Raw genomic sequence first — 21225 nt, 5'->3', positions numbered from 1 at the left:
AATTATTTGCCAGCGAACTTCTTGCGCAGCTCCACAATCTGGCCGCGGAAGCTCTTGTCGGAGTCAATCAGGTCCGATACCGTTTGCACCGAGTGAATCACGGTGCTATGGTCGCGGCCGCCGAAGTGGTGTCCGATGCTTTTGAGCGAGTGACTAGTGTGTTCCTTGGCGAAGTACATGGCAACCTGGCGCGCCGTTACCACTTCTTTCTTGCGGGTTTTGGCTTTGAGCAGGTCCAGGGGCACACTGAAATACTCGGCGCAGGTCTTCTGAATAAAGTCGATGTTGACTTCCGCCTCTACTTCCTCAATGATGTGGCGCAACGCCTGCTTGGCCATTTCCAGGTCAATTTCGCGGCGGTTGAGGCTGCTTTGCGCCACGAGCGAAATCAGCACGCCTTCCAGCTCGCGCACGTTAGTGTTCACGGAATGGGCCAAATACTCCACCACCTGCGGTGGAATATCGATGCCATCCTGCTGCATCTTGTTCTGGATGATAGCCATGCGCGTCTCGAAGTCCGGGCTTTGCAGGTCAGCCGTGAGGCCCCATTTGAAGCGGGAAAGCAGCCGGTCCTCCAAGCCCACCAAGTCGCGCGGGGGCCGGTCCGAAGTCATCACAATCTGCTTGCCAGCCTGATGCAGGTGGTTGAAGATGTGGAAGAACATCTCCTGCGTTTTGTCTTTGCCGGATAAAAACTGCACATCGTCCAGAATCAGGATGTCCACCAGCAGGTAGAAGTTGGCAAAGTCCTGCACCGCGTTGGCCCGCAGGCTTTCGATGAACTGGTTCGTGAACTTCTCCGCCGATACGTAGAGCACGAATTTGTCGGAGTTGCTGGCTTTGATGTGGTTGCCGATGGCCTGCACTAGGTGGGTTTTGCCCAGGCCCACGCCGCCGTACACCATCAATGGGTTGAAGCTAGTGGTGCCGGGCTTGTTGGCCACGGCAAGGCCCGCCGAGCGCGCCAGCCGGTTACAGTCACCTTCAATGTAGTTTTCGAAGGTGTAGCTGCCATTCAGTTGCGAGTGCAGGTAGTTCCGGTCAATAGCTTTGCTAGCCTCGAAGGGGTTGCGCAGCATGCCCGTAGGCGCCGGCGCTGCCGCGGCTCCAGCCATGTGCCGCGCCGACGACGACATGGGGCCAGTGGCCAGCGCGGCGGCGGGCGTAGCCACGGCTGCCGGGGCCGCGGCCTTGCGGGCCGTAGGCAGGTTGAGCGTGCGCGGCTGGTTCTGGCTGTTGCCCTGGTCCACCACGATGCTGTATTCCAGCCGCCCGTCGGGGCCCAGTTCCTGATGGATGGCGCGTTTGAGCTCCTCTACGTAGTGCTCCTCCAGAAATTCGTAGAAATACGTGCTCGGCACCTGAATGATGAGCACGTTATTCTGCAGGTGCACAGGCACAATGGGCATGAACCATGTCCTGAAGCTCTGCTCACCAATATTCGCTTTGATGACGCGAAGGCAATTCGCCCAGACTGTACGGCAATCCTTCAGCATCAATCAGTTAGTTACGAAATCGAGAGGTGTGTATGCAGGATAGAAGAGGCGCGAACGGGCTCTGGCAGAGCCCGTTTTTTCCAAAGGGAGACAAAAATGTGGAAAAGTCAGGAGAGAAAAAACCGTTTTGCCCCTTGTATTTGTCCCGCTTTTATCAGGCTACCCGAACGGGCACTACGGAGGCCGCCGCCACGCTCGGACGGCGGGTGCCGCGCTCAAATGCGTAGTCGAGACGGCCGAGGTTGATACCCGACCAGCCCACCTGATTGATGAGGGTCTGGTGGCCGTTCGGGCCCGCTACCACATCCGGTTTTGGCAGGAAGGTATGGGTGTGGCCGCCCAGTATCAGGTCGATGCCGGGGGCGCCGGCGGCCAGCTTGAAGTCGTCGAGCTTGGCGCTTTCGTATTTGTAGCCCAGGTGCGACAGACAAATAACCAGGTCACACTTTTCCGGACCGCGCAGCTTGGCCACCATGTCTTTGGCTACCGCTATGGGGTCGAGGTATTTGGTAGCCCCAAAGTTTTTGTCGGATACCAGCCCGGCCATTTCAATGCCGATGCCAAACACGCCGATGCGGTGCCCGGCTTTCTCAAATACCTTGTACGGCTGAAACTTCCCGGCCAGGATGGTGTCCGAAAAATCGTAGTTGGCAATCAGGAAGGGGAAACCGGCGTGGGGAAGCTGCTTCTGCAGGCCCTCCAAGCCATTGTCGAAATCGTGGTTGCCGAGGGTACTGGCATCGTACGCCATCTGGGTCATAAGCTTGTATTCCAGTTCCCCCATGAAGAAGTTGAAATACGGCGTGCCCTGCCAGATGTCGCCGGAGTCGAGGAGCAGCACGTGCGGCTCCTGTGCCCGAATCTGCTTGATGAGGGCCGCGCGGTGCGCCATACCGCCCATGCCGGCCCATTGCGCCGCGTTGTCCGGAAACGGCTCGATGCGGGAGTGCATGTCGTTGGTATGCAGAATCACCAGCCGGTCGGCTTTTGCTTCGGCGGCGGCAGGCAGGCTCCCCAGACCCAGAATACCCAGGCCGGCGGCGCCTACGCCAGTGTGTTTGATGAAGTCGCGACGGTTCACTTCGTTGAAAGTAGCTAAGTGAGTAACTGTGAGTAATGCGGCGGCAACAGAACAAGCCACCTGAAAATCTGATTGTTCAGCGGCTCTGTCAGGCTACTTCACGCGCCCATCTACCTTCGCCTCCACGGGCCGGCCGGCGGCTGTCAGCTCCCGGATGTGGTCGGCAATGGCGTTGCGCAGCAGCACACCGGTGCTGCGGGGCTTGCTATTCTTGAAGAACGTCAGTTGGTCGCCGCCACCGGCCAGGTAGTCGCTGATGGCAATGGTGTACATCCGGTCCTGGGCAGGGTTGAACTGCTGCCCGTTGATGCGGATATCGGTGGGCCTGCCTTCCGGCGAGGCGACATAGGTAGCGCCCGAGATGGGCATTTTCACGCGGGCCGCATACTCGAAGAGCTGCTGCACCACGGCACCGGACACTTCCAGTATCACGAGCTCATTCTCAAACGGCATCAGCTCAAACACCGAGCCCATGGTGATGGAGCCGGCCGGCAGCGGGGAACGAAGCCCTCCGTTGGTCATCACGCCCAAATCGATGGGCTGGCCGGTTTCGCGGCTGGCGCGGCTGCGCTGCAGGTCAGCTACAAAATTCGCCAGCGGCGACTCACCGGAATTTTTGGTAATGGCCACGGGAGCCGTGCCCAGCACGGCGGCCATCTGCTCCGTAACGCGCTGACGGTACGGGGCAATAGTGGCCGCAGCCATGGCATCATCGGCCAAGTCTTTGCCTACCGGCTGGGCCGTAGCGGGGGCCAGCTGGGGCTTGGCAACGTAGGTGGCACGCTGGCAGGCAGGAAACAGAGCTACCGCCGCCAGCAGGCTAAGCGCGGCCATCCGGAATTGAGGGAGTTGCATCAGAATAGGTGAGAAGCGGACCACAAAGGTACTCCACTCGCCCGACTATTTGGCCCGGCCGCTCCACCGCAGCCTCTGCAGAACGGGCCGGGCCCCGCCCGGCTTCCGGCAAACCGGAACCGCTGACGATGCCCGGCCCGCAGCAGCCGACATAGGATTCAGAAAGCTTTTGCGCTATTTCCCGAACGTGTAGCCGGCCAGCAAGGAAATGCCTCTCACGCCGGAAAGCGTTTCTACTGATTCTGATGTTCCGTCGTATAATTCGGCGCGAGCTTCCAGCTGCATGCTGCCTACGCTACCAGTCGGAATTGATATGCCGGCTCCCAACAGGCCACCAAAAAAAGTAGTACGAACTGAAAATTCTCGCCTGTCAGTACCGAAGCGGGGTATTTCTGTCTCTAACCGAGCATCACCCTGCGTCTGGAAACTCACTACTGCTCCGGCTTGTATATAAGGCCGCACACCACCTTGCAGAATCGTGTAGCGCATTAGTAACGGCAACCGGATGGAAGTCAGGTTAACAACAGCATATCTTGGTACCATCTGACCTGTGAGCAAGCCGCTGGTTACCAACCCCTGATAAGTTTTCTCATACGTCTGCTTAACATAGAGAGCCTCTAGCGCGGCTGACAGCTTGTGATGAAAAAAACTAGGATGTACTATCAGCCCCCCGCCAAAGATGGAACTACGTGCTGCTTTCAACTCCGTATCCGAAAAGTCGTATCGCATCGTCAGTTTTGACTGATAGATACCTCCCAGCACCAGGAAGTTTATTTTCGTGCGGCGTTCAGCTACCACGTACTGCGGCGCGCTGCCACCGGCGCAGGCGTTGTACTCCGAGAAAAGCTTCAGAAGCCGCTGCTCCTTCAGCTCCATATTCACAATGCTGGCCTGCACCTTCGGACAGTCGGCCATGAGCATTGCCAGCTTGCTCCGAAACGGATACGACCGTTCCAGCGTGTTGATTTCGCGGCCCACGGCCTTGCTATAGACCATCATGGTTGTGTCGCGCTGTACCAGGAGCTGCAGCGGGCCGGTGGTTTCGCGGCCGGCATAATACACTTCCCGGTCATCGGCCTGCACGGTGCGGTAGAGCGAGGCATTGCCCAGCGCCAGCACCTGCAGAAACACTTTTTCGGCGGGGGCACCCGGCAGCTCCCGGCTCTGGTAACTGGTGCCGCCACTGTAGCCGAACCCTTGCAGCTGATTGGGTTGGTATTCGGTAACGGTGCCGCTGCTGGCCGGGCGGAAACGGCACAGCTTGCGGTTGCGCTGCTCGCTCCGATAATCGACTTCGCCACGCAGCGTGTCGCCGGTGGGTGGCAGGATATAGCCGGGCTTGAAATTGGACTGGGCCAGCGCGGCCGGAGCTGTCAGGCAAAGTGCCGACAGCAAGCAGATAAACGTACGCACAAAGAGAACTAGAAGAGTGTAAAGTAAGGTGCAAGTTACCCAGCCGGCCCGGCTTGAGCACAACGCTGGCCGCTGCTTTTATCGGCTACGGCCGCTTCAGAGGGCTTATCCGCACAAAAAAGGAATCGGATCGGCTTTATGGCGTGCGGTACCGCCTTTCCCGCCTGATCCGGTATCTTTAGCACGCCTGTTTCTTCCTATTCCACCAGTGCCCAGGTTATGTCCGATACGCCGCGTTCCGCGCCCGTTACGTTTTCAGAGTTTGAACCCGTCACTACTGCCGCCTGGCAGGCCCGTATCGAGCGGGACCTGAAAGGCGCCGACCCGGCCACGCTACGCTGGAACACGCCCGACGGCTTTGCGCTGGAACCTTTCTACCACCTGGAGGCCCTGTCGGCGCTGGCCGAGCAACCGGCTCCGCAGCTGCACGCCGGTCCCGGCAACCGCTGGCGCAATGTGCCGGCCTACCACGTTCCGGCACTCAGCAACGGCCACGAGGCCATCATGAGAGCAGCTGATGCCATGGCCCGCGGCGCGGAAGGCGCCCACTTTGTGCTGACGGATACCACGTCCTTCGATATCGGTTTTCTGCATCAGCACCTGCCGCTTTCCGACACTTATATCGGCTACAGCATCACGGCCGCGCCGGCCGAGCTGGTACGGAGCCTGCTGGCCACCGGCACCTCGGAGCTGAGCGGCTTTCTGCAGTTCGACCCCGTTACCTGCCACATGCCCGATTTGCCGGGCCAGTTGCGCGAGTTGCGCGAAGTGCTGCGCCTGACCCGGGACATGGCCGATTTCCGGGGCCTGACGCTGGATTCTGCTTATTTCGGCAACCGTGGGGCTACGGCTTCGCAGCAGATAGCCTTTGCGCTGGCAACGGCCGCTACCTACCTCAGCGAGCTGCCCACCGACGACCTGACCGTGGCCGACGTGGCAGCGGCCATGCGGGTGCATACGGCCATCAACCCCAATTATTTCTTTGAGCTGGCCAAGCTGCGGGCGCTACGGCGGCTGTGGGCCACGCTCGGCCACGCCTTTGGCCTGTCCAGCGAAGCGGTGCAGGTGCCCATACTGGCCGAAACTGCCTCCTGGAGCCAGACCACGCTCGATTCGCATACCAACCTGCTGCGCGTAACTACGGAGGCCATGAGCGCCGTGCTCGGCGGCGCCGACGTGCTGAGCGTGCGCCCTTTCGATACGCTGTTTCAGGAACCCAACGATTTTTCGGACCGGCTGGCGCGCAACCTCTCGGTGCTGCTACGCGAAGAAGCCGGCCTCGGCACCGTAGCGGACCCGGCCGCCGGCTCTTATTACCTCGAAACCCTCACCGACCAGCTGGCCCGTGAGGCCTGGGCCCTGTTTCAGCGGCTGGAAGCAGAAGGCGGCTTCCCGGCGACGTTGTCGCTGGCGCTGCGGGAGCTGCATCAGGCGGCGCAGGCCCAGTTCCGGCGCATTGCCAACGGCGAGCAGGTGGTAGTAGGCACCAACCGTTTCCAGAACGTGCGGGAGCAGTTCGACTTCAACCCCAAAAAGCTACTACGCAGCCGCGAGTTCGACTCTACCCGGGCCACCTACCCTTCCGAAGTGCTGCGCCTGGCTACCAGCATGCATTTTGAGCGGCGCGAGAAGAAAAAGAAGCGCGCGGCGGTGGTGCTGCTGGGCTCGCACACCAATCAGCTGATCGTAGAATCTTTCCTGCGGCTGCTGCCCGATACGGAGCAGCCGGATTTGCGCGAGTCGCACCCCGAAGGCACGCTGTCGGTGCTATTTTCGTCGGCGGAAGAAGCCACGCTGATGTACGCCACGCCCGAGCAGTTCGGCCGCCTGTCGCGCTACCTCTACAAGCTGCCCACCGAAGTGCCGTTCGTGCCCCCGGCCCTGCTCACCGCCGACCTGGCCACTATGCAGGAAGCTGTGCGCGTGTTTGGCTTCAAGGAATTTACCGTGCACGGCTACAGCACTGAGGAAGTATTGGCCCGGTTGCAGGGAAAGAAGTAATGAAGTGAGGTGGTGAAAGGTGACAGGTAACAGGAAACTGGCATGAACTCAGGACGACGCAGCAAGCCCCATTACGGACTGGAATGCTGGCGTTTGGCTTTCGACTTTGTGCCGGTGGCTTACGAACTGGCGCGGGCCTTTCCACCTGAGGAGCGATACGAATTAGCGTCGCAGCTTCGTCGTGCGGCCACTTCCGTAACGCTCAACATAGCTGAAGGAGCCGGCCGGCAATCTGCCGCTGAGTTTACTCGCTTTCTGTTTATTGCCCGTGGTTCCGTCACTGAACTTGACACCATTCTGCTACTTGCCGAACGTCTCGGCTACCTTAATGCTTTACAAACCGACCACGCCGTTACCTCTCTAGACCGTATAGCCGGCCTCCTCACCGGACTTATCAGAAGCCTGCAAGCCAAGCAATAATCAAACCCTGCTATCCTCGCTACTACCACCTCACTCTCCTATTACCTATACCTCTTACCTGTTACTTGTCACCTGTTACCTGTCACCCAACACCATGAAACCCGACTTCTCCCAGATAGCCTATAACGACGCCCCGCTGCCTGCTACCCCGGCGGCACCGGAAGCGGCCACCGTCACGCCCGAAGCTATCCAGCTCAAAAGCCACTATACCGCCCACGACGTGCAGCACCTCGGCCACCTTGGCTTTGGGGCGGGCGTGGCACCCTATCTGCGCGGGCCCTACCCTACCATGTACGTCCAGAACCCCTGGACTATCCGGCAGTACGCGGGGTTCAGCACGGCCGAAGAGTCCAACTCCTTCTACCGCCGCAACCTGGCCGGTGGCCAGAAGGGCCTGTCGGTGGCCTTCGACCTGGCCACGCACCGCGGCTACGATTCCGACCACCCCCGCGTGGTAGGCGACGTGGGCAAAGCCGGCGTGGCCATCGACTCCGTGGAAGACATGAAGATTCTCTTCGATGAAATTCCGCTCGACAAGATGTCGGTGTCCATGACCATGAACGGAGCCGTGCTGCCGGTGCTTGCCTTCTACATCGTAGCGGCAGAAGAGCAGGGCGTAGCGCCGGAAAAGCTGGCGGGCACGATTCAGAACGACATTCTGAAGGAGTTTATGGTGCGCAACACCTATATCTATCCGCCCGCCCCGAGCATGCGCATCATTGCCGATATCTTCGCCTACACGGCGCAGCATATGCCCAAGTTCAACAGCATCAGCATCTCCGGCTACCACATGCAGGAGGCCGGCGCTACCGCCGATATTGAGCTGGCCTACACCATTGCCGACGGCCTGGAGTACGTACGCGCCGGCCTGGCCGCCGGCATGACCATCGACCAGTTCGCGCCGCGCCTTTCCTTCTTCTGGGCCATCGGCATGAACCACTTCATGGAAATTGCCAAGCTCCGGGCCGGCCGCCTGCTGTGGGCGAAGGTCCTGAAGCAGTTTGAGCCCCAAAACCCCAAGAGCCTGGCCCTGCGCACCCACTGCCAGACCTCCGGCTACTCGCTCACCGAGCAGGACCCCTTCAACAATGTGGCCCGCACCTGCATTGAGGCGCTAGCCGCCGCCCTCGGGGGCACCCAGAGCCTGCACACCAACGCCCTAGATGAGGCTATTGCCCTGCCCACCGACTTCTCGGCCCGCATTGCCCGCAATACGCAGCTCTACCTGCAGCACGAAACCGACATTACCCGCGTCGTGGACCCTTGGGGCGGCTCCTACTACGTCGAAACCCTCACGCATGAGCTGGCCAACAAGGCCTGGGCGCTCATTCAGGAGGTAGAAGAGCTGGGCGGCATGGCCAAAGCCATTGAAACCGGCCTGCCCAAGATGCGCATCGAGGAAGCTGCCGCCCGCAAGCAGGCCCGCATCGACTCGGGCAAGGAAATCATTGTGGGCGTGAACAAGTACCGCCCCAGCGAGGAGCAGCAGCTCGACGTGCTCGACATCGACAACGCCGCTGTGCGCGAGTCCCAGATTGCCCGCCTCACGAGCATCCGCAGCACCCGCGACACGGCCGCCGTGCAGGCCGCTTTAGAAGCCCTGACCGAAGCAGCCCGCTCCGGCACCGACAATCTGCTGGCGCTGGCCGTAGTGGCCGCCCGCCACCGCGCCACGCTCGGCGAAATATCCGATGCGCTGGAGAAAGTATATGGCCGCCACCAGGCCACTATCCGCGCCATTTCAGGCGTGTATTCTGCCGAAATGGACTACAACGAAGAGTTTGCCAAGGCCCGCGCCGCTGCCGATGCCTTTGCCGCCAAGGAAGGCCGCCGACCCCGCATGATGGTGGCCAAAATGGGCCAGGACGGCCACGACCGGGGTGCGAAAATCATTGCCACCTCTTTTGCCGACGTCGGTTTCGACGTGGACATTGCCCCGCTGTTCCAGACCCCCGACGAAGTAGCCCGCCAGGCCGCCGAAAACGACGTGCACGTGGTGGGAGTCAGCAGTCTGGCCGCCGGACACAAAACCCTGATTCCGCAGCTGCTCGCCGACCTCAAGCAACTGGGCCGCGAAGACATCCTCGTCATTGCCGGCGGCGTCATCCCGTCACAGGACTACGAGTTTCTCTATAACGCGGGCGTGGCCGGCGTTTACGGCCCAGGCACCGTCATTGCCGTGGCGGCACAGGAGATTCTGGAGAAATTGGGGGATTAGAATTCATTTTACTTTTTAAATTCATATGGCTGTTTTAGCTCAGCAACTTGTAATAAGCAGATGCCCTCACTGTGGCGTAGATTCACCTACTTTAGAATCCATTTTAAGTAATCCAATAGAGACTTATAATGTAGAAGGAGCAAATCTTAGATATTGGCGCGTTTATAGATGTGTCCGTTGTGGCAGCCTTGTTACAGCAGCAACTCGGGGACATATTAGCAGCCCTGTTACAGAAATATACCCTGCCCCAATTCTTGTAGATGATGCTATTCCTAACATAGCCAGAGCATATCTTACACAAGCCATAAATAGCATAAATGCCCCAGCTGGTGCAGTTATGCTCTGTGCCAGTTCAGTAGATGCTATGCTAAAAGAAAAAGGATATGTAAAAGGGAGCCTTTATGCACGAATAGATCAGGCTAATAAAGACCATCTTATTACGGATGGAATGAAGGAATGGGCTCATGAAATTAGATTAGATGCAAATGATCAGCGTCATGCGGATCAGAATGCAATTCTACCTAGCATAACTGACGCACAAAGAGTAATAAAATTCACACAAGCCTTTGGGGAATTTTTATTTGTATTGCCAGCAAGAATAGAACGGGGAAAAGCAGACGCACTTAGCTCCGCAAATAAAAATCTATAACATGCAGATATCCCCCTCCGACCAGGAACACGCCGACATTGACTACTTCGCCACCGACACGGAAGGGCATATCCTGCACGTCGCGTCCGGCGGTGGAGTGCTGCCGGCTTCGGTGGCGGCATCGGAGGAGGCGCTGCTGGAGCTGCACCAGTATTTCCTGACGCTGCCGGAATCAACGGCGGCGGACCTGGTAACTGGTCTGCCAACTGGCTTGAATTACGAGAGCTTCATCCGCTACGCCCGCCGCGGCCTGTTCTCGTTCGATAAAACCAACCTCCACAACCACCAAGACCCACACTATTACCTCATGGCCCGGCCGCAGCACCCGCTCACGGTGGCCGAGCTGCCGCCGCACATTGCCAAGCTGCTGCGCCGCACGCAGCTCCCGGGAATGGTAGCGCAACTGACCACGCTTGACGCTTCGACTGTTCTGTAACCAAACCGGCCCGCTGAAAAGCAGGCCGGTTTGATTTTGCGGGCTTTATGGGGCCACTCTCTGGTGGAGTAGCCTGATGAGAAGCCGCGGCAGCGCCGCGTCTGGCTTGTCTGTTATTCGGGCAGCACGTTCAGGGCTTCGTCGTTGCCCTGCTGAATGGCCAAGTCGCGGGCGGAAAGGCCACGCACGTCGCGCAGGGTGGTGTCGGCGCCGGCTTCGAGCAGGATGGGCACGATGTTGTGGCGGCCGAACAGCGTGGCGAACATAAGGGCCGTGCCGTCGTTGCCGTTGCGGGCGTTCAGGTCGGCACCGTGCCCGATGAGCAGGCGGGCAATGTCGGGGTAGCCTTTGAAGGCCACGCCCATCAGGGCGGTGTTGCCGCTGGCATCGTGCACGTTGGGGTCGGCGCCGGCTTCGAGCAGCACGCGGGTAGCTTCCAGGTGGTTGTCGTAGGCCGCCAGAATGAGGGCCGTGAAGCCCCGGCCGTTCTGTACATTCACGTCGGCACCTTCGGCCAGCAGCTTCTTAATGGTGGCTACGTCGCCGTTGCGGGCGGCATCAAACAGCAGGTCTTCGAGGCGGGACGAGGTAAAGTCAGACATCAGCGGGAGAAGTTGGATTGGGAGTGCATACGCAGGAAAGGCCCGTGGAAGTTGCGGGCGGCGCCTCCAGAAGAAAAACAGTCGGTGACTCAGACAAAGCCCTGCGCTGGCGGTTACGTACATTTCTGAAACCACATCCTCTTCTCATGGATTTACAACTCACGGGCAAAACTGCCCTCATAACGGGCTCCACGGCTGGCATAGGATTAGCTATTGCGCAACGTTTGGCTGCCGAAGGGGCCGACGTAATTCTGACGGGCCGCACCGAAGCCCGCATTGCAGAAGCCCGTACCGCCATTCTGCAGCAGACACCCGGTGCCACCGTGCGCGGTGTGCCGGTAGATTTTGGCCGTCCCGAGCAGGTACAGCACTTACTACTGGAAGTGCCCACGGCTGACATCCTTATCAACAACGTGGGCATTTTCGAGCCCAAGCCTTTCGCGGAAATTCCCGACGAAGACTGGCTGCGCTTTTTTGAGGTGAATGTGATGAGCGGCGTGCGCCTTTCGCGCCAATATTTCCCGCAGATGCTGGAGAAAGACTGGGGCCGCATCCTGTTCATCTCCAGCGAATCGGGCCTGCAGATTCCGGCCGAGATGATCCACTACGGCACCACCAAAACCGCACAGCTGGGCGTAGCACGCGGCCTGGCCGAGCTAACTGCTGGTACCGGCGTTACCGTCAACTCGGTGCTGCCCGGCCCTACGGCTTCGGAAGGAGTAGAGGAGTTCTTGAAGCAGCTGGCCGGTGAAGGCAAAACCCGCGAAGAAGCCGAGCACGAGTTTTTCCGTGACGCCCGCCCCTCCTCGCTGCTCAAGCGTTTCATCACTACCGACGAAATTGCCAATATGGTAGCCTACCTCTGCAGCCCGCTGGCCGCTGCCACCAACGGTGCTTCGGTGCGGGTAGATGGCGGCGTGATTCGCAGCATCGGCTAGAAACAAGCCGCCCCCTAGTATCAAAACGTCCTGCAGCGGTGCCGCTGCAGGACGTTTTTTGTTAGCCCGACCACCTAAAACAGCCACATGACAACCACCGTGAGCACCAGCAGGAGGCTGCCAGCTACGGCGGTGTTCACGCGGGTTTCGGGGGCTCGGTTGGGCAGCACGCCCACCACTGCCACCAGCAGCAGCAAGATGGGCAGAGCCGCCAGTGCCCCACCGTATACGCCGGTCCCGTACGGCTCGAACGGCGCCGGGCCCTCCGGGGCGCGGGGCGAACTGACACGCCGCACCACACCCAGCAGTGGCGTCCGCCACACCGTCAGAAACTCGCCTTCGCGGGCGCGGGGCGCTTGGGCGCTGTGCAGCCGGAACTTGGTAAGCGGCGTTTGAATGTCGTAGCCCACCTGCGGATTGGAGGCCGAAGCACTAATGGAAACCAGCTGGCGGCTCAGCACCAACTCGCCCGGCAGCTCACGCAGGGGCAGCACCCGGTCGAGGGCCAGCAGCAGGCAGAAAGCCAGCAGCGCCCAGTTCAGCCACCGGGCCACCGGGGCGTAGCGCTCCATGAGGGCCTCCATAGCCGACAGCTGCCGGGCCGGAGCCGGCTGCTGGCCCAGGAGCTGGTCGTAGGCCCAGCGGCGGCGCGGGTCGGTCAGAATCTGGAGGCTGCCATAGGCTTCCTGCAGCCGTTCGTTGAGGGCCGGGTCGCGGGCCGCTCGGCGGTGAATACGGGCGTGCAGGGCGCGGTAGGCGGCTTCTATTTCGGCCACCGAGGCCGTGGCCGGCACTCCCAACAGGCGGTAATAGTTCTGCATATCCGGGTCAGCTAGATCAGGTGCAAAATACTCGAACTAAGCACATAACAAACCAGAACTGCGGTGCTTTATTGTTCGGCCGCCATTGAGCGAAAAAAGCGCCGCCCACTACTGGGGCGGCGCTTTTTCGGTAGCAACGGGCGTGCAGCCTCAGGCTAGTGCCAGCGCGGCCGGTGCAGGCTGCCGGTGGCGCTGGTACCAGAGCGTAAACGCCACGGAAAGCCCGATGGTGAGCACCCGGAACACATTGGCCCACACATTGCCCAACGCTGTGTCCGACACTTCAAACAGCATCCACCAAGCATTCATGAAGACGTGCAGGAAAACGGGCACCCACAGGTTGTTCCAGCTTTTGTAGAGCCAGCCGAACCATACCCCGCCGCTGAACGTGACGGCCAGCACACCGGCCGCCGAGGCCAAGTCGTGGCTTTGGTAGAGGTGGCCCGTAGCGAAAATGCCCGACTCGATAAGGATGGTAAGCAGCCACGGGAACCGTACTTTCCGGTAGAGCTGCCCAAACAGGAAGCCCCGAAACAGCGTTTCTTCGCCCAAGCCCGCCCACAAAGCGCCCCGCACCAGATTGCCCGCCACCACAGGCCCGGCCAGCTCCGTTACCGGAAACAGCGCCAGATATCCCAGCAGCATGGGCAGCGTGCACACCAGCCCCATCAGCAGACCAGTGCCTACCGAAGCCCGCCAGCCCAACTCCGGCAGCACCCGCCGGAAGCCGTATAGTCCGGCCAGCGCCAGCATGGGGAGCCCCAGCCACCACAGCGCCATATACAGCGAGCAGCCTACCGGGCCCAGCTGCCCCGGCACCACGCCCAGCAGCGGATTGAGTAAGCGCGGGCCATACACGGCCAGCAGGAATGTAGCGAGGGTAACGGCGGCAACCACAGCGGGCTTTTTCATGGGGCGGAGGAAAAGTGAAAGAACTGCCCAAAAGTGCCCGCTCAACGCGCCAGTTGAAACCGGAATCTGCCGAAGTGCCGCCAAAAAACCACGAAGTACCCTGATTTGGGCATGGATTGAGTAATGAGGCACCGCCGGGCCATATCCCGGGCGGGGCATTTCCGTTAGCAGGGCATGCGTGTTTCTTTCCTGCCGATGGGTTTTCTGTGTCTGTTGCCGGTTGTTGCCGGGGCCCAATCTGCACCGCCGGCTCGTATTCAGGACCCGAACCGGAACGTATGGCTGGCCTGGTTCAGTGATGCCCGCCTGACTAAGCGCTGGGGCCTGCACACCGAGTTTCAGCTGCGCCGCACCCACGGCCTGCGCGACCCGCAGCAATATTTCTACCGCGTGGGCGCCAACTACCACGCCACCGACCGACTGACACTGACGCCGGGCTACGTGTACCTACTCTCTTTGCCCTACGGTGATTTTCCGGATGCCGGCCGCACTCACGAGCAGCGCTTCTACCTGCGCGCCGACCTTGAGGATGAGTTGGGTCGCCTGCAGCTCACGCACCGCTACATTCAGGATTTTCGCTGGCTGCTGAACCCTGGCGAAAGCCGCTACGCGCGCCAGTACCGCTCCCGCTACCGCCTGCAGCTACAGTTTCCACTTACTGGCCCTGCACTAGAGGCCGGCACGCTCTACGCGCTGGTTTCCGATGAAATTTTTATCAGCTACGGTTCCAACGCGGCCCGGCTCTTCAACCAGAACCGGCTGTATGCCGGCCTGGGCTACCAAGCAACGGAAGCGCTGAGCTTAGAAACCAGCTACCTGCACCAAACCGTGCAGCACGACGACGGCGTGGTGTTTGAGCAGAACCACACGCTGCAGGTCAGCCTGAATTTCAACCCCGACTTCAGAAAGCAGAAAGACCACTAGCCCGCCAGAAAACGCGCGCGGCGCTGCCTGGCGGGCTAGTGGCCTGCAGCCAGCCCCGGCCGGCGGGGCTGCCTAATGCAGCGGACGGCGCTTCACAAGGCCACCTTTCGTGTCCCGCACGCTGCTCATCACCACAAAAGCCTGCGGATCAATCTTGTCGATTTCGTCGGTGAGGCGCGTCACTTCCAGGCGCGTCACGACGGTGAAGATAATATCGAGCGTATCGAGCTGCTCGCCGCGGGAGCCGAAGCCGCGCTTGCCCAGGTAGAGTGTGGCCCCGCGGCCCAGCGTTTCGGTTATCATGCGCCGGATATCGTCGGAGAAGGGCGAAATGATGGTGACGCCGGTGTATTCCTCGATGCCTTCGATGATGAAGTCCATGGTTTTGGCCGCCGACAGATACGCCAGAATGGAGTACAGCGCCGTGGTGATGGACAGCAGCGAGGCGGCCACCGCGAAGATGATAATGTTGAACAGCAGCACAATGTCGCCGACACTGAGCGGGGTTTTCTTGCTGATGTACACGGCCAGAATTTCGGTGCCGTCGAGCACAGCGCCGCCCCGAATGGCCAGCCCGATGCCGGCCCCCAGGAAGAAGCCCCCGAACACCGAAATCAACAGCTTGTCAGTAGCCAGCACCGGAAACGACACAACCAGCAGCACACCCGCCAGCGCCAGAATGGCCAGCAGCGTCCGAATGGCGAAGCCACGCCCGAGCTGGTAATACCCCATGATGATGAACGGGATATTGATCAGCACAATCAGCACCGATAGGGAAAGGCCAGTCAGCTGGCTTGCCAACAGCGAAATACCCGTGACGCCGCCATCAATAAAGTCGTTGGGAAGCAGAAAGCCTTTCAGGCCGAGTGCCGCGCTAAAAACGCCGGCGGCCAGCAGCCCCACCTGCACCAGGCGGCGTTTCATGCTCACCGGCCCCGGAGCGGGGCGAGCCGCAAACGGCACCGGCGGGCCGGGCAATGCAGGCACTGCTGCCGGCTTGAAAGGAAGGGTATCAGGAAGAACAGAACCTAAAAGGGACTTATTGGAGGGCATAAAATCGGACTGTTTCGGAAAGTGAGGAGAAACGCACAGCGCAGCCGGGCAGCCATAGCCACCGGGCACGCTGTAGCAGTGGCAGCGCAGCTTTTTGCTAGCCGCTGCCGCCACCAAAACATGCTCGTAGCAACCGAAAAGTCAGGGGGCGTTGGGAGTGAGGGCCAGCAACAGCCGGCGTGCCTGTTGCAGCCGGGGCTCGGCTGGCGCCGAAGGCAGGGCGGGCACCATTGCCGCCGGATAATAAGAAAGCTCGCTATACGGCAGTTGCCAGGGCAATTCTGCCGGGCAGCCAGTACAGGTAGTTGAAAAATCGGTGGTAGCGGGGGCCAGCGCATCCAGCTGCAGCCCTTCTGACCGGTGCAGCGTAGCCGGAGCAACATGGCGGCCTTCGGGCGTTACGGCGTGGCGCGTAACTGCTTCCCCCGCCTGTTCGGCCAGCGCACGGCCGCTCGCACCGCCCAGCAGGAGCAGCAACAGGCACCAAGCCCGCATAAGCGACGATATGTAGCAGAAACCGGAAGGCATGTAGGAGAAGCGCCCGTGTAGAGGCATCTTAAAACAACGCCCTGAGCCCCGCAAAGTTCACGATTTTGGCGCTAAGGCATGCTATAGCAGGCCGATTTACCCCACTGCTCGCACCAGCCGCCGACGCAGCCAGGGCCATGTAGCAGCGCCTACCGCCAGATTCACAAGCCAGGGTTTGCCAGCCAAGAAACGCATGATACGGTAGCGTCGGGCCAGTTCGCGGCCGATGTGGCGTTCTACCTCCCGGGCATATTCCGCCAGATGTTCCGCATCGAAACGGCCGGCCTGAAAGCTGCGCTGTGCCTGCTGAGCGGCCAGTATGCCACTGTGCACTGCCTTGTCGATGCCATGGCCCTGCAGTGGGTCGATGAGGGCGGCAGCGTCGCCGCAGAGCAGCCAACGAGCACCGTGTACCGGGCGGGCGGAGCCACCCAGTGGCAGCCCGAATCCGGTAACGGGCGTGAGCTGGGTGGCAGTGGCAAAGCGTGGAGCCAGATGCGTATGCTCGGCCAGCAAATCCTGCAACACGTCTTTCAGATCAAGCCGCCGGGCAGTTATTTCTTCTGACAGTGCGCCAAACCCGACGTTGTACACGCCATTACCCACAGGAAACACCCAGCAGTAGCCCGCCTGAAATTCGCGCAGAAAATAGAAGTCGGAGGTGTTTTCAGGAGCATCGGCAACGCCCTGGTAGTATGCCCGCACCGCCGCACAGTGATATGCCCGGTTGAGGCGAGCTGACGGGGCCAGCTGCCGGTACACCACAGAGTTGGCCCCGTCGCAGCCGATAACCAGCGCCGCCCGCAACGGCTCCTGCGCCGGATCCGTGGGCCAGACCGTGACACCGTCCGCGTCGGCCTCGACTTGCCGGATAGTATACTTTTCCAGCACTTTGGTGGCGGTATGGCGGCGCACGAGTATCAGCAGCGCATCATCGAAGTGCAGGCGCGGGCTGTTGAAAGCCGGATTGTGCCACTGAATGCGGAGCGCCCGGCCATTGGGCGCCAGCATACGGCTGAAGGCTGTATCGGCGCGGTGAGGAGCCAGCAGCTCCTGCAGTTCGGTGGCATAGGCCGGGTCGAGACGGGCCAGATGCCGGAGCGTGGGACTGGGAATGGCGTCACCGCAGATTTTGTCCCGCGGAAAGCTGGCCTTGTCCAGCAGTGCCACCCGCAGCCCGCTGTTGCGCAATGCCAGCGCGCAGGCCGTACCCGCCGGGCCGGCCCCAGCAATCAGGACGTCGTAGTGATGAGGATGGCGCGAAATAGACACTGCAAGCGAAGGTAGTGCGCTGCTACGGCATGCCGAACACAGGGCACTGCATCAAATGAAAACCAGCGGACATGAAACCGGTCTTTCTCGCCGCTCAGCCCGCTATAAGACGAAGTAACCACGCAGTAAAATATTGGTTAATCCCTATCTTTCAGCATGAGCCGTTTATACCGTCTACTCCTGGCTGGCGCCTTAGGTCTGCTGCTGTATTCCTGCGCGCCCACCGCCCAGATCAAACGCCTGGACGGCTCCCGGATCAGGTCCGAAGAGCTAACCCGGCGCATCCAGCAAATCACCGATTCGGCGCAGGTACATGGGCTGGCCGTAGCCGTGTTCAACGATAACCGCACGGTGTATACCCATGCTTTCGGGGTGAAAAGCACCGCCACCAAAGAACCGCTGCAGTTTTCAACGGAATTCTATGGCGCCTCGCTAAGCAAAGCGGTATTTGCGGTGCTGGTGATGAAGCTGGTGGAGCAGGGCCAGTTGGCACTGGACGTACCGCTGCAGCACTATCTGCCCAAACCCATTTACGAGTATGCGCCCCGCACCCGCTGGCACGACGACTACTCGGCCCTGCGGACTGACACGCTGTACCGCCGCATCACGGCCCGAATGTGTTTAACCCACACCAGCGGCTTCGCCAACTGGCGCTGGGACGAGAAGGACGAGAAACTGCGGGTAAACCGTCGGCCCGGCTCGCGCTTCAGCTACTCGGGCGAAGGACTGGTGTACCTGCAGGTGGTGCTGGAGCACAAGCTGGGCCGTCCGCTGGAAGAAATGGCACAGGAACTGATTTTTCGGCCGCTGGGCATGCAGACTTCCAGCTACCGTTGGCAGCCGCAGTTTGAGGCCAGCTATGCCTTCGGCCACGACACAAAAGGTACCGTGCTGGAAAAGGACAAAGACAACGAGCCCCGCAGTGCCAGCACCCTCGAAACCACACCCGAGGACTACGCGAAGTTTATGGAAGCCGTGCTGCAGCGCAAGTTGCTCCGGCCCGAATCGTGGCAGGAGATTTTCCGGCCCCAGATCCGCCTGCGGTCTGTGCAGCAGATGGGCCCGCTGGCGCGCAAAGACACCACCCTCTACGACCATTTGCAGCTGAGCTACGGCCTGGGCTGGGGGCTGCTCCAGTCGCCGTATGGCACCGGCGCTTTCAAAGAGGGTCACGGCGACGGATTTCAGCACTACTCCATCGTGTTTCCAGAGCAGGGACTGGGCGTGCTATTGATGAGCAACAGCGACAATGGCGAAAGCGCCTTCCAGAGTCTGCTACACCTGACTATTGCCGACCGTTTTACGCCCGTAGAGTGGGAAAACTACACGCCCTACACCAAGCGGCGGCAGCCCTAGTCCACGGCTTCGCGCAGAAACTCGCAGAACGGCTGCAGGGCCCGGAACGCAGCAGGCACGTAGGCATCAAGGTCCAGTTGGTGCACGGTGGCATCGGGCACTTGGTGGCTTACTACAAAGCTTTTGTGTTTGAGCAGCTCTACATCCGGATGGTCGGTGGAGTATCCGGCAGGGGCTTTTTTGAGCTTTTCGCCGCTGAGGCCCGCGTAGTATTGCCGGAATGTGGGCGCCTGCAACACGGCGTGCAGGGCCGGGCCGTTGTAGTCGATTTCCTGCCGAATGCGAACCAGCTGTTCTTTTTCCGGCACATAGATTCCGCCGGCCATCATTGTTTGCCCATGCGGGCCGAGCTGCACATAGTAGCCGGGCCCGGTACCCGCTTTGCCACCACCCGAGAAATAGGCGCTGAAATGGGTTTTATAGGGACGCTTATCGTGAGAGAAACGCACGTCGCGGTAGATGCGGAAGAGGCACTTTTTGGGGTCCAGGCCGGCCAGCGTAGGGTCGTTGGCGGCCATCTGCTGCAGCCAGCGGGCTACGGCTACCTCAAATTCCTTGCGAAGCTGGTCGTAGGTGGCTTTATGCGCCTGAAACCACTCCCGTTCATTGTGTAGGGAGAGTTCCTCCAGAAAGTCAAACAGCAAAACAGTATTCATGCAGCAAGCGAAAGGCAGTGCCAGAGCACCTATGAGGCGGCGAGTATAGCCAAAGTTTGGAAGCCGGCGCTACTGCTTGCCCCGCATTTCCTGCTGGCGCATGGGCATGGCATCAATAGTAGAAAACAACTTGGCTGGCGGGAGAGGCCGGGTCTCGCGGCGCTTCACGCCGCCATCTTTCCCAATCAATACTGCCATGAAGCCGCCAGCCGCCACGCCCAACCGTTGCGTGAGATACTGTTTGTCGGCGGTGGAAAGCTGACTGAGGTTGACTTCGCGCACCACCAAGTCGCGCGAGTCCAGGCCGGCGCGCACAGGTTCCAGGAGCTGCTGCTGGCGGCGTAGGTTGGCATCATCAAGGGCGGGGGCACACAGTAGCAGCACGCGTTTCTGCCATTTGCTTGCTTTCAGCAGTGCCGGCACCGACTGGCCAGCTGGCCCTTGTTGGGCTTGCAACGCGGAGGCCAGTATAAAGCTGGCTATGAGCATACTGAGCAATACATACATGCGCATGGCAACGGCTGTTGAGGAAAGCATTCTAACGAGCCGTAGGCTGAGCGGGTGAGCCTGCTGGGCCACCTGGCAGCACCTGTTCCAGCCACGCAAACACGGCCTGGTAGGCCACGGCCCGCACCTCGGGCGCCGACAGAAACAGGTCGTGTAGGCCGCCGGCGACTGCCTCTACCGTTACGTTGGGGCCCAGCCGTGGGGCCAAGGCCCGGATATGCGCCACGTCAAGTACAATATCAGAACGCCGGAAGTCTTCGGACCAGGTGCGGCCCCACGCGGTGCGGTCGGAGTGCAGCACCAGTACCGGCGCGGCTATCCGCAGGCCCCGGCGCACCTGCCAATGGCCTTTGCAGATAGCACGCAGCCAACCGGCATTCACGGAGAATACGCGGTTGGGCTTCCAGCCCAGATCGTAGTCCCACTGGCCCCGGTAGGCACGGTGCAGGCTTTGGCCGTAGGTATCGGGCAGGCTGGCCGGCACCGGCAGATTGGGCCACACCGCTCCCAGCTTCGCGAGCAGCGGCACAGCCAGCTTTTTTAGCCGCGGCTGGTTCAGGTCCAGAAACGGGCTGTTGAGCACCAGCGCGGCCAGGCCGGAATCTGTGCGGGCACTGGCATAAAGCGCCACGATAAGCCCGCCGGTGGAATGCCCGCTAAGCACGAGAGTGTAGCTGCCTTCGGCCCGCATTACGGCCAGCGCGGCATCCACATCCTCAAAATACTCGGACAGATTCCGGACGTTATTGGGCCGCTGGTGTGGCACCAGAGCACGGCCGTATTTGCGCAGATCCAGCGCGTAGAAGCGGAAGCCGTGGGCGGCATACTGCTCGGCCATCTCCCGCTGAAAAAAGTAGTCGTTGAACCCATGCACATAGAGCACAGCTCGGGTGGTGGCTGGTTGCACCCGGTAGCGCACCAGCACCGCCTGCACCGGTCCTTCGTAATCGGGTGGCTGGGAGAGGCTGCGCTGCTCGAAGTCGGGACCCAGCGGATCAGACGTGTAGGTATCGGGAATGGGAGGAAAAGCCATGCCGGCAATACGCAAATCAGGCGGGAGTGGGCATAGTAGCCGGCAGGTAGCAAA

Annotated in this window: 21 protein-coding genes; 8 read left to right on the top strand and 13 right to left on the bottom strand. The window is 60.6% G+C overall.

Annotated features, from left to right (window positions below):
- Window positions 1-2 precede the first annotated feature (2 nt).
- The 4 genes from dnaA to IC231_RS06845 all read right to left on the bottom strand — a co-directional run bounded on the left by dnaA (window position 3) and on the right by IC231_RS06845 (window position 4845).
- A complete protein-coding gene (gene dnaA, locus IC231_RS06860) occupies window positions 3-1496 on the bottom strand; it encodes a chromosomal replication initiator protein DnaA (RefSeq protein WP_190783754.1) in 1494 nt (497 codons plus the stop codon).
- A gap of 154 nt (window positions 1497-1650) precedes the next feature.
- The gene (locus IC231_RS06855; RefSeq protein ID WP_190783753.1) at window positions 1651-2577 is read right to left on the bottom strand and encodes a bifunctional metallophosphatase/5'-nucleotidase; all 927 of its coding nucleotides are present in this window, start codon (window positions 2575-2577) and stop codon (window positions 1651-1653) included.
- A gap of 93 nt (window positions 2578-2670) precedes the next feature.
- Entirely contained in the window at window positions 2671-3432 is a 762-nt protein-coding gene (locus IC231_RS06850; RefSeq protein WP_211538910.1) for a 5'-nucleotidase C-terminal domain-containing protein, read from the bottom strand.
- 174 nt (window positions 3433-3606) lie between these two features.
- Window positions 3607-4845 carry a porin family protein gene (locus IC231_RS06845; protein ID WP_190783752.1) on the bottom strand — a complete coding sequence of 413 codons (1239 nt, stop codon included), beginning with the start codon at window positions 4843-4845 and terminating at the stop codon, window positions 3607-3609.
- Between the two features lie 219 nt (window positions 4846-5064).
- Between IC231_RS06845 and IC231_RS06840 the strand changes: the two genes are divergently transcribed.
- From IC231_RS06840 to IC231_RS06820, 5 genes are all read left to right on the top strand, one after another.
- Complete coding sequence (locus IC231_RS06840; RefSeq protein ID WP_190783751.1) at window positions 5065-6846, top strand: methylmalonyl-CoA mutase family protein; 1782 nt, start codon at window positions 5065-5067, stop codon at window positions 6844-6846.
- Between the two features lie 42 nt (window positions 6847-6888).
- Complete coding sequence (locus IC231_RS06835) at window positions 6889-7266, top strand: four helix bundle protein (protein ID WP_190783750.1); 378 nt, start codon at window positions 6889-6891, stop codon at window positions 7264-7266.
- A 94-nt stretch (window positions 7267-7360) separates the two neighbouring features.
- Complete coding sequence (gene scpA / locus IC231_RS06830) at window positions 7361-9484, top strand: methylmalonyl-CoA mutase (protein ID WP_190783749.1); 2124 nt, start codon at window positions 7361-7363, stop codon at window positions 9482-9484.
- A gap of 25 nt (window positions 9485-9509) precedes the next feature.
- Window positions 9510-10133: a DUF4145 domain-containing protein gene (locus IC231_RS06825; protein ID WP_190783748.1), complete on the top strand. Its 624-nt coding sequence runs from the start codon at window positions 9510-9512 to the stop codon at window positions 10131-10133.
- A gap of 1 nt (window position 10134) precedes the next feature.
- Complete coding sequence (locus IC231_RS06820; protein ID WP_190783747.1) at window positions 10135-10569, top strand: hypothetical protein; 435 nt, start codon at window positions 10135-10137, stop codon at window positions 10567-10569.
- A gap of 113 nt (window positions 10570-10682) precedes the next feature.
- Here IC231_RS06820 and IC231_RS06815 read toward each other — a convergent pair whose 3' ends face one another.
- Complete coding sequence (locus IC231_RS06815) at window positions 10683-11171, bottom strand: ankyrin repeat domain-containing protein (RefSeq protein WP_190783746.1); 489 nt, start codon at window positions 11169-11171, stop codon at window positions 10683-10685.
- Window positions 11172-11317: 146 nt separating this feature from the next.
- Here IC231_RS06815 and IC231_RS06810 point away from each other — a divergent pair, with 146 nt between their 5' ends.
- Window positions 11318-12109: an SDR family NAD(P)-dependent oxidoreductase gene (locus IC231_RS06810; protein WP_190783745.1), complete on the top strand. Its 792-nt coding sequence runs from the start codon at window positions 11318-11320 to the stop codon at window positions 12107-12109.
- A gap of 74 nt (window positions 12110-12183) precedes the next feature.
- On the opposite strand, the gene IC231_RS06805 is transcribed toward IC231_RS06810, so the two are convergent.
- Window positions 12184-12930, bottom strand: coding sequence for a J domain-containing protein (locus tag IC231_RS06805; protein ID WP_185889074.1), 747 nt, complete (start codon window positions 12928-12930; stop codon window positions 12184-12186).
- A gap of 150 nt (window positions 12931-13080) precedes the next feature.
- Window positions 13081-13842, bottom strand: a complete 762-nt coding sequence (locus tag IC231_RS06800; protein ID WP_190783744.1) for a CPBP family intramembrane glutamic endopeptidase — start codon at window positions 13840-13842, stop codon at window positions 13081-13083.
- Between the two features lie 174 nt (window positions 13843-14016).
- Here IC231_RS06800 and IC231_RS06795 point away from each other — a divergent pair, with 174 nt between their 5' ends.
- Window positions 14017-14766, top strand: a complete 750-nt coding sequence (locus IC231_RS06795) for a DUF2490 domain-containing protein (protein WP_190783743.1) — start codon at window positions 14017-14019, stop codon at window positions 14764-14766.
- Between the two features lie 72 nt (window positions 14767-14838).
- On the opposite strand, the gene IC231_RS06790 is transcribed toward IC231_RS06795, so the two are convergent.
- From IC231_RS06790 to IC231_RS06780, 3 genes are all read right to left on the bottom strand, one after another.
- Window positions 14839-15753, bottom strand: coding sequence for a YitT family protein (locus IC231_RS06790; protein WP_211538909.1), 915 nt, complete (start codon window positions 15751-15753; stop codon window positions 14839-14841).
- Window positions 15754-15960: 207 nt separating this feature from the next.
- Entirely contained in the window at window positions 15961-16347 is a 387-nt protein-coding gene (locus tag IC231_RS06785; RefSeq protein ID WP_190783742.1) for a hypothetical protein, read from the bottom strand.
- A gap of 96 nt (window positions 16348-16443) precedes the next feature.
- Window positions 16444-17619, bottom strand: coding sequence for a geranylgeranyl reductase family protein (locus tag IC231_RS06780; protein ID WP_190783741.1), 1176 nt, complete (start codon window positions 17617-17619; stop codon window positions 16444-16446).
- 156 nt (window positions 17620-17775) lie between these two features.
- Here IC231_RS06780 and IC231_RS06775 point away from each other — a divergent pair, with 156 nt between their 5' ends.
- Window positions 17776-18975, top strand: coding sequence for a serine hydrolase domain-containing protein (locus IC231_RS06775; protein WP_190783740.1), 1200 nt, complete (start codon window positions 17776-17778; stop codon window positions 18973-18975).
- On the opposite strand, the gene IC231_RS06770 is transcribed toward IC231_RS06775, so the two are convergent.
- The 3 genes from IC231_RS06770 to IC231_RS06760 form a co-directional block, all read right to left on the bottom strand.
- Window positions 18972-19631, bottom strand: a complete 660-nt coding sequence (locus IC231_RS06770) for a DUF2461 domain-containing protein (protein WP_190783739.1) — start codon at window positions 19629-19631, stop codon at window positions 18972-18974. The genes IC231_RS06775 and IC231_RS06770 overlap by 4 nt on opposite strands.
- 69 nt (window positions 19632-19700) lie before the next feature.
- A complete protein-coding gene (locus IC231_RS06765; protein WP_190783738.1) occupies window positions 19701-20168 on the bottom strand; it encodes a DUF4174 domain-containing protein in 468 nt (155 codons plus the stop codon).
- Between the two features lies 1 nt (window position 20169).
- On the bottom strand, window positions 20170-21171 hold the full coding sequence (locus tag IC231_RS06760; protein ID WP_190783737.1) for an alpha/beta hydrolase: 1002 nt from the start codon (window positions 21169-21171) through the stop codon (window positions 20170-20172).
- Window positions 21172-21225 lie beyond the last annotated feature (54 nt).

This window comes from Hymenobacter duratus, assembly GCF_014698995.1.
Taxonomy (GTDB): domain Bacteria; phylum Bacteroidota; class Bacteroidia; order Cytophagales; family Hymenobacteraceae; genus Hymenobacter; species Hymenobacter duratus.
Note: the sequence above shows the minus strand (reverse complement) of the source record. Positions and strands in the feature narration are given on the sequence as shown.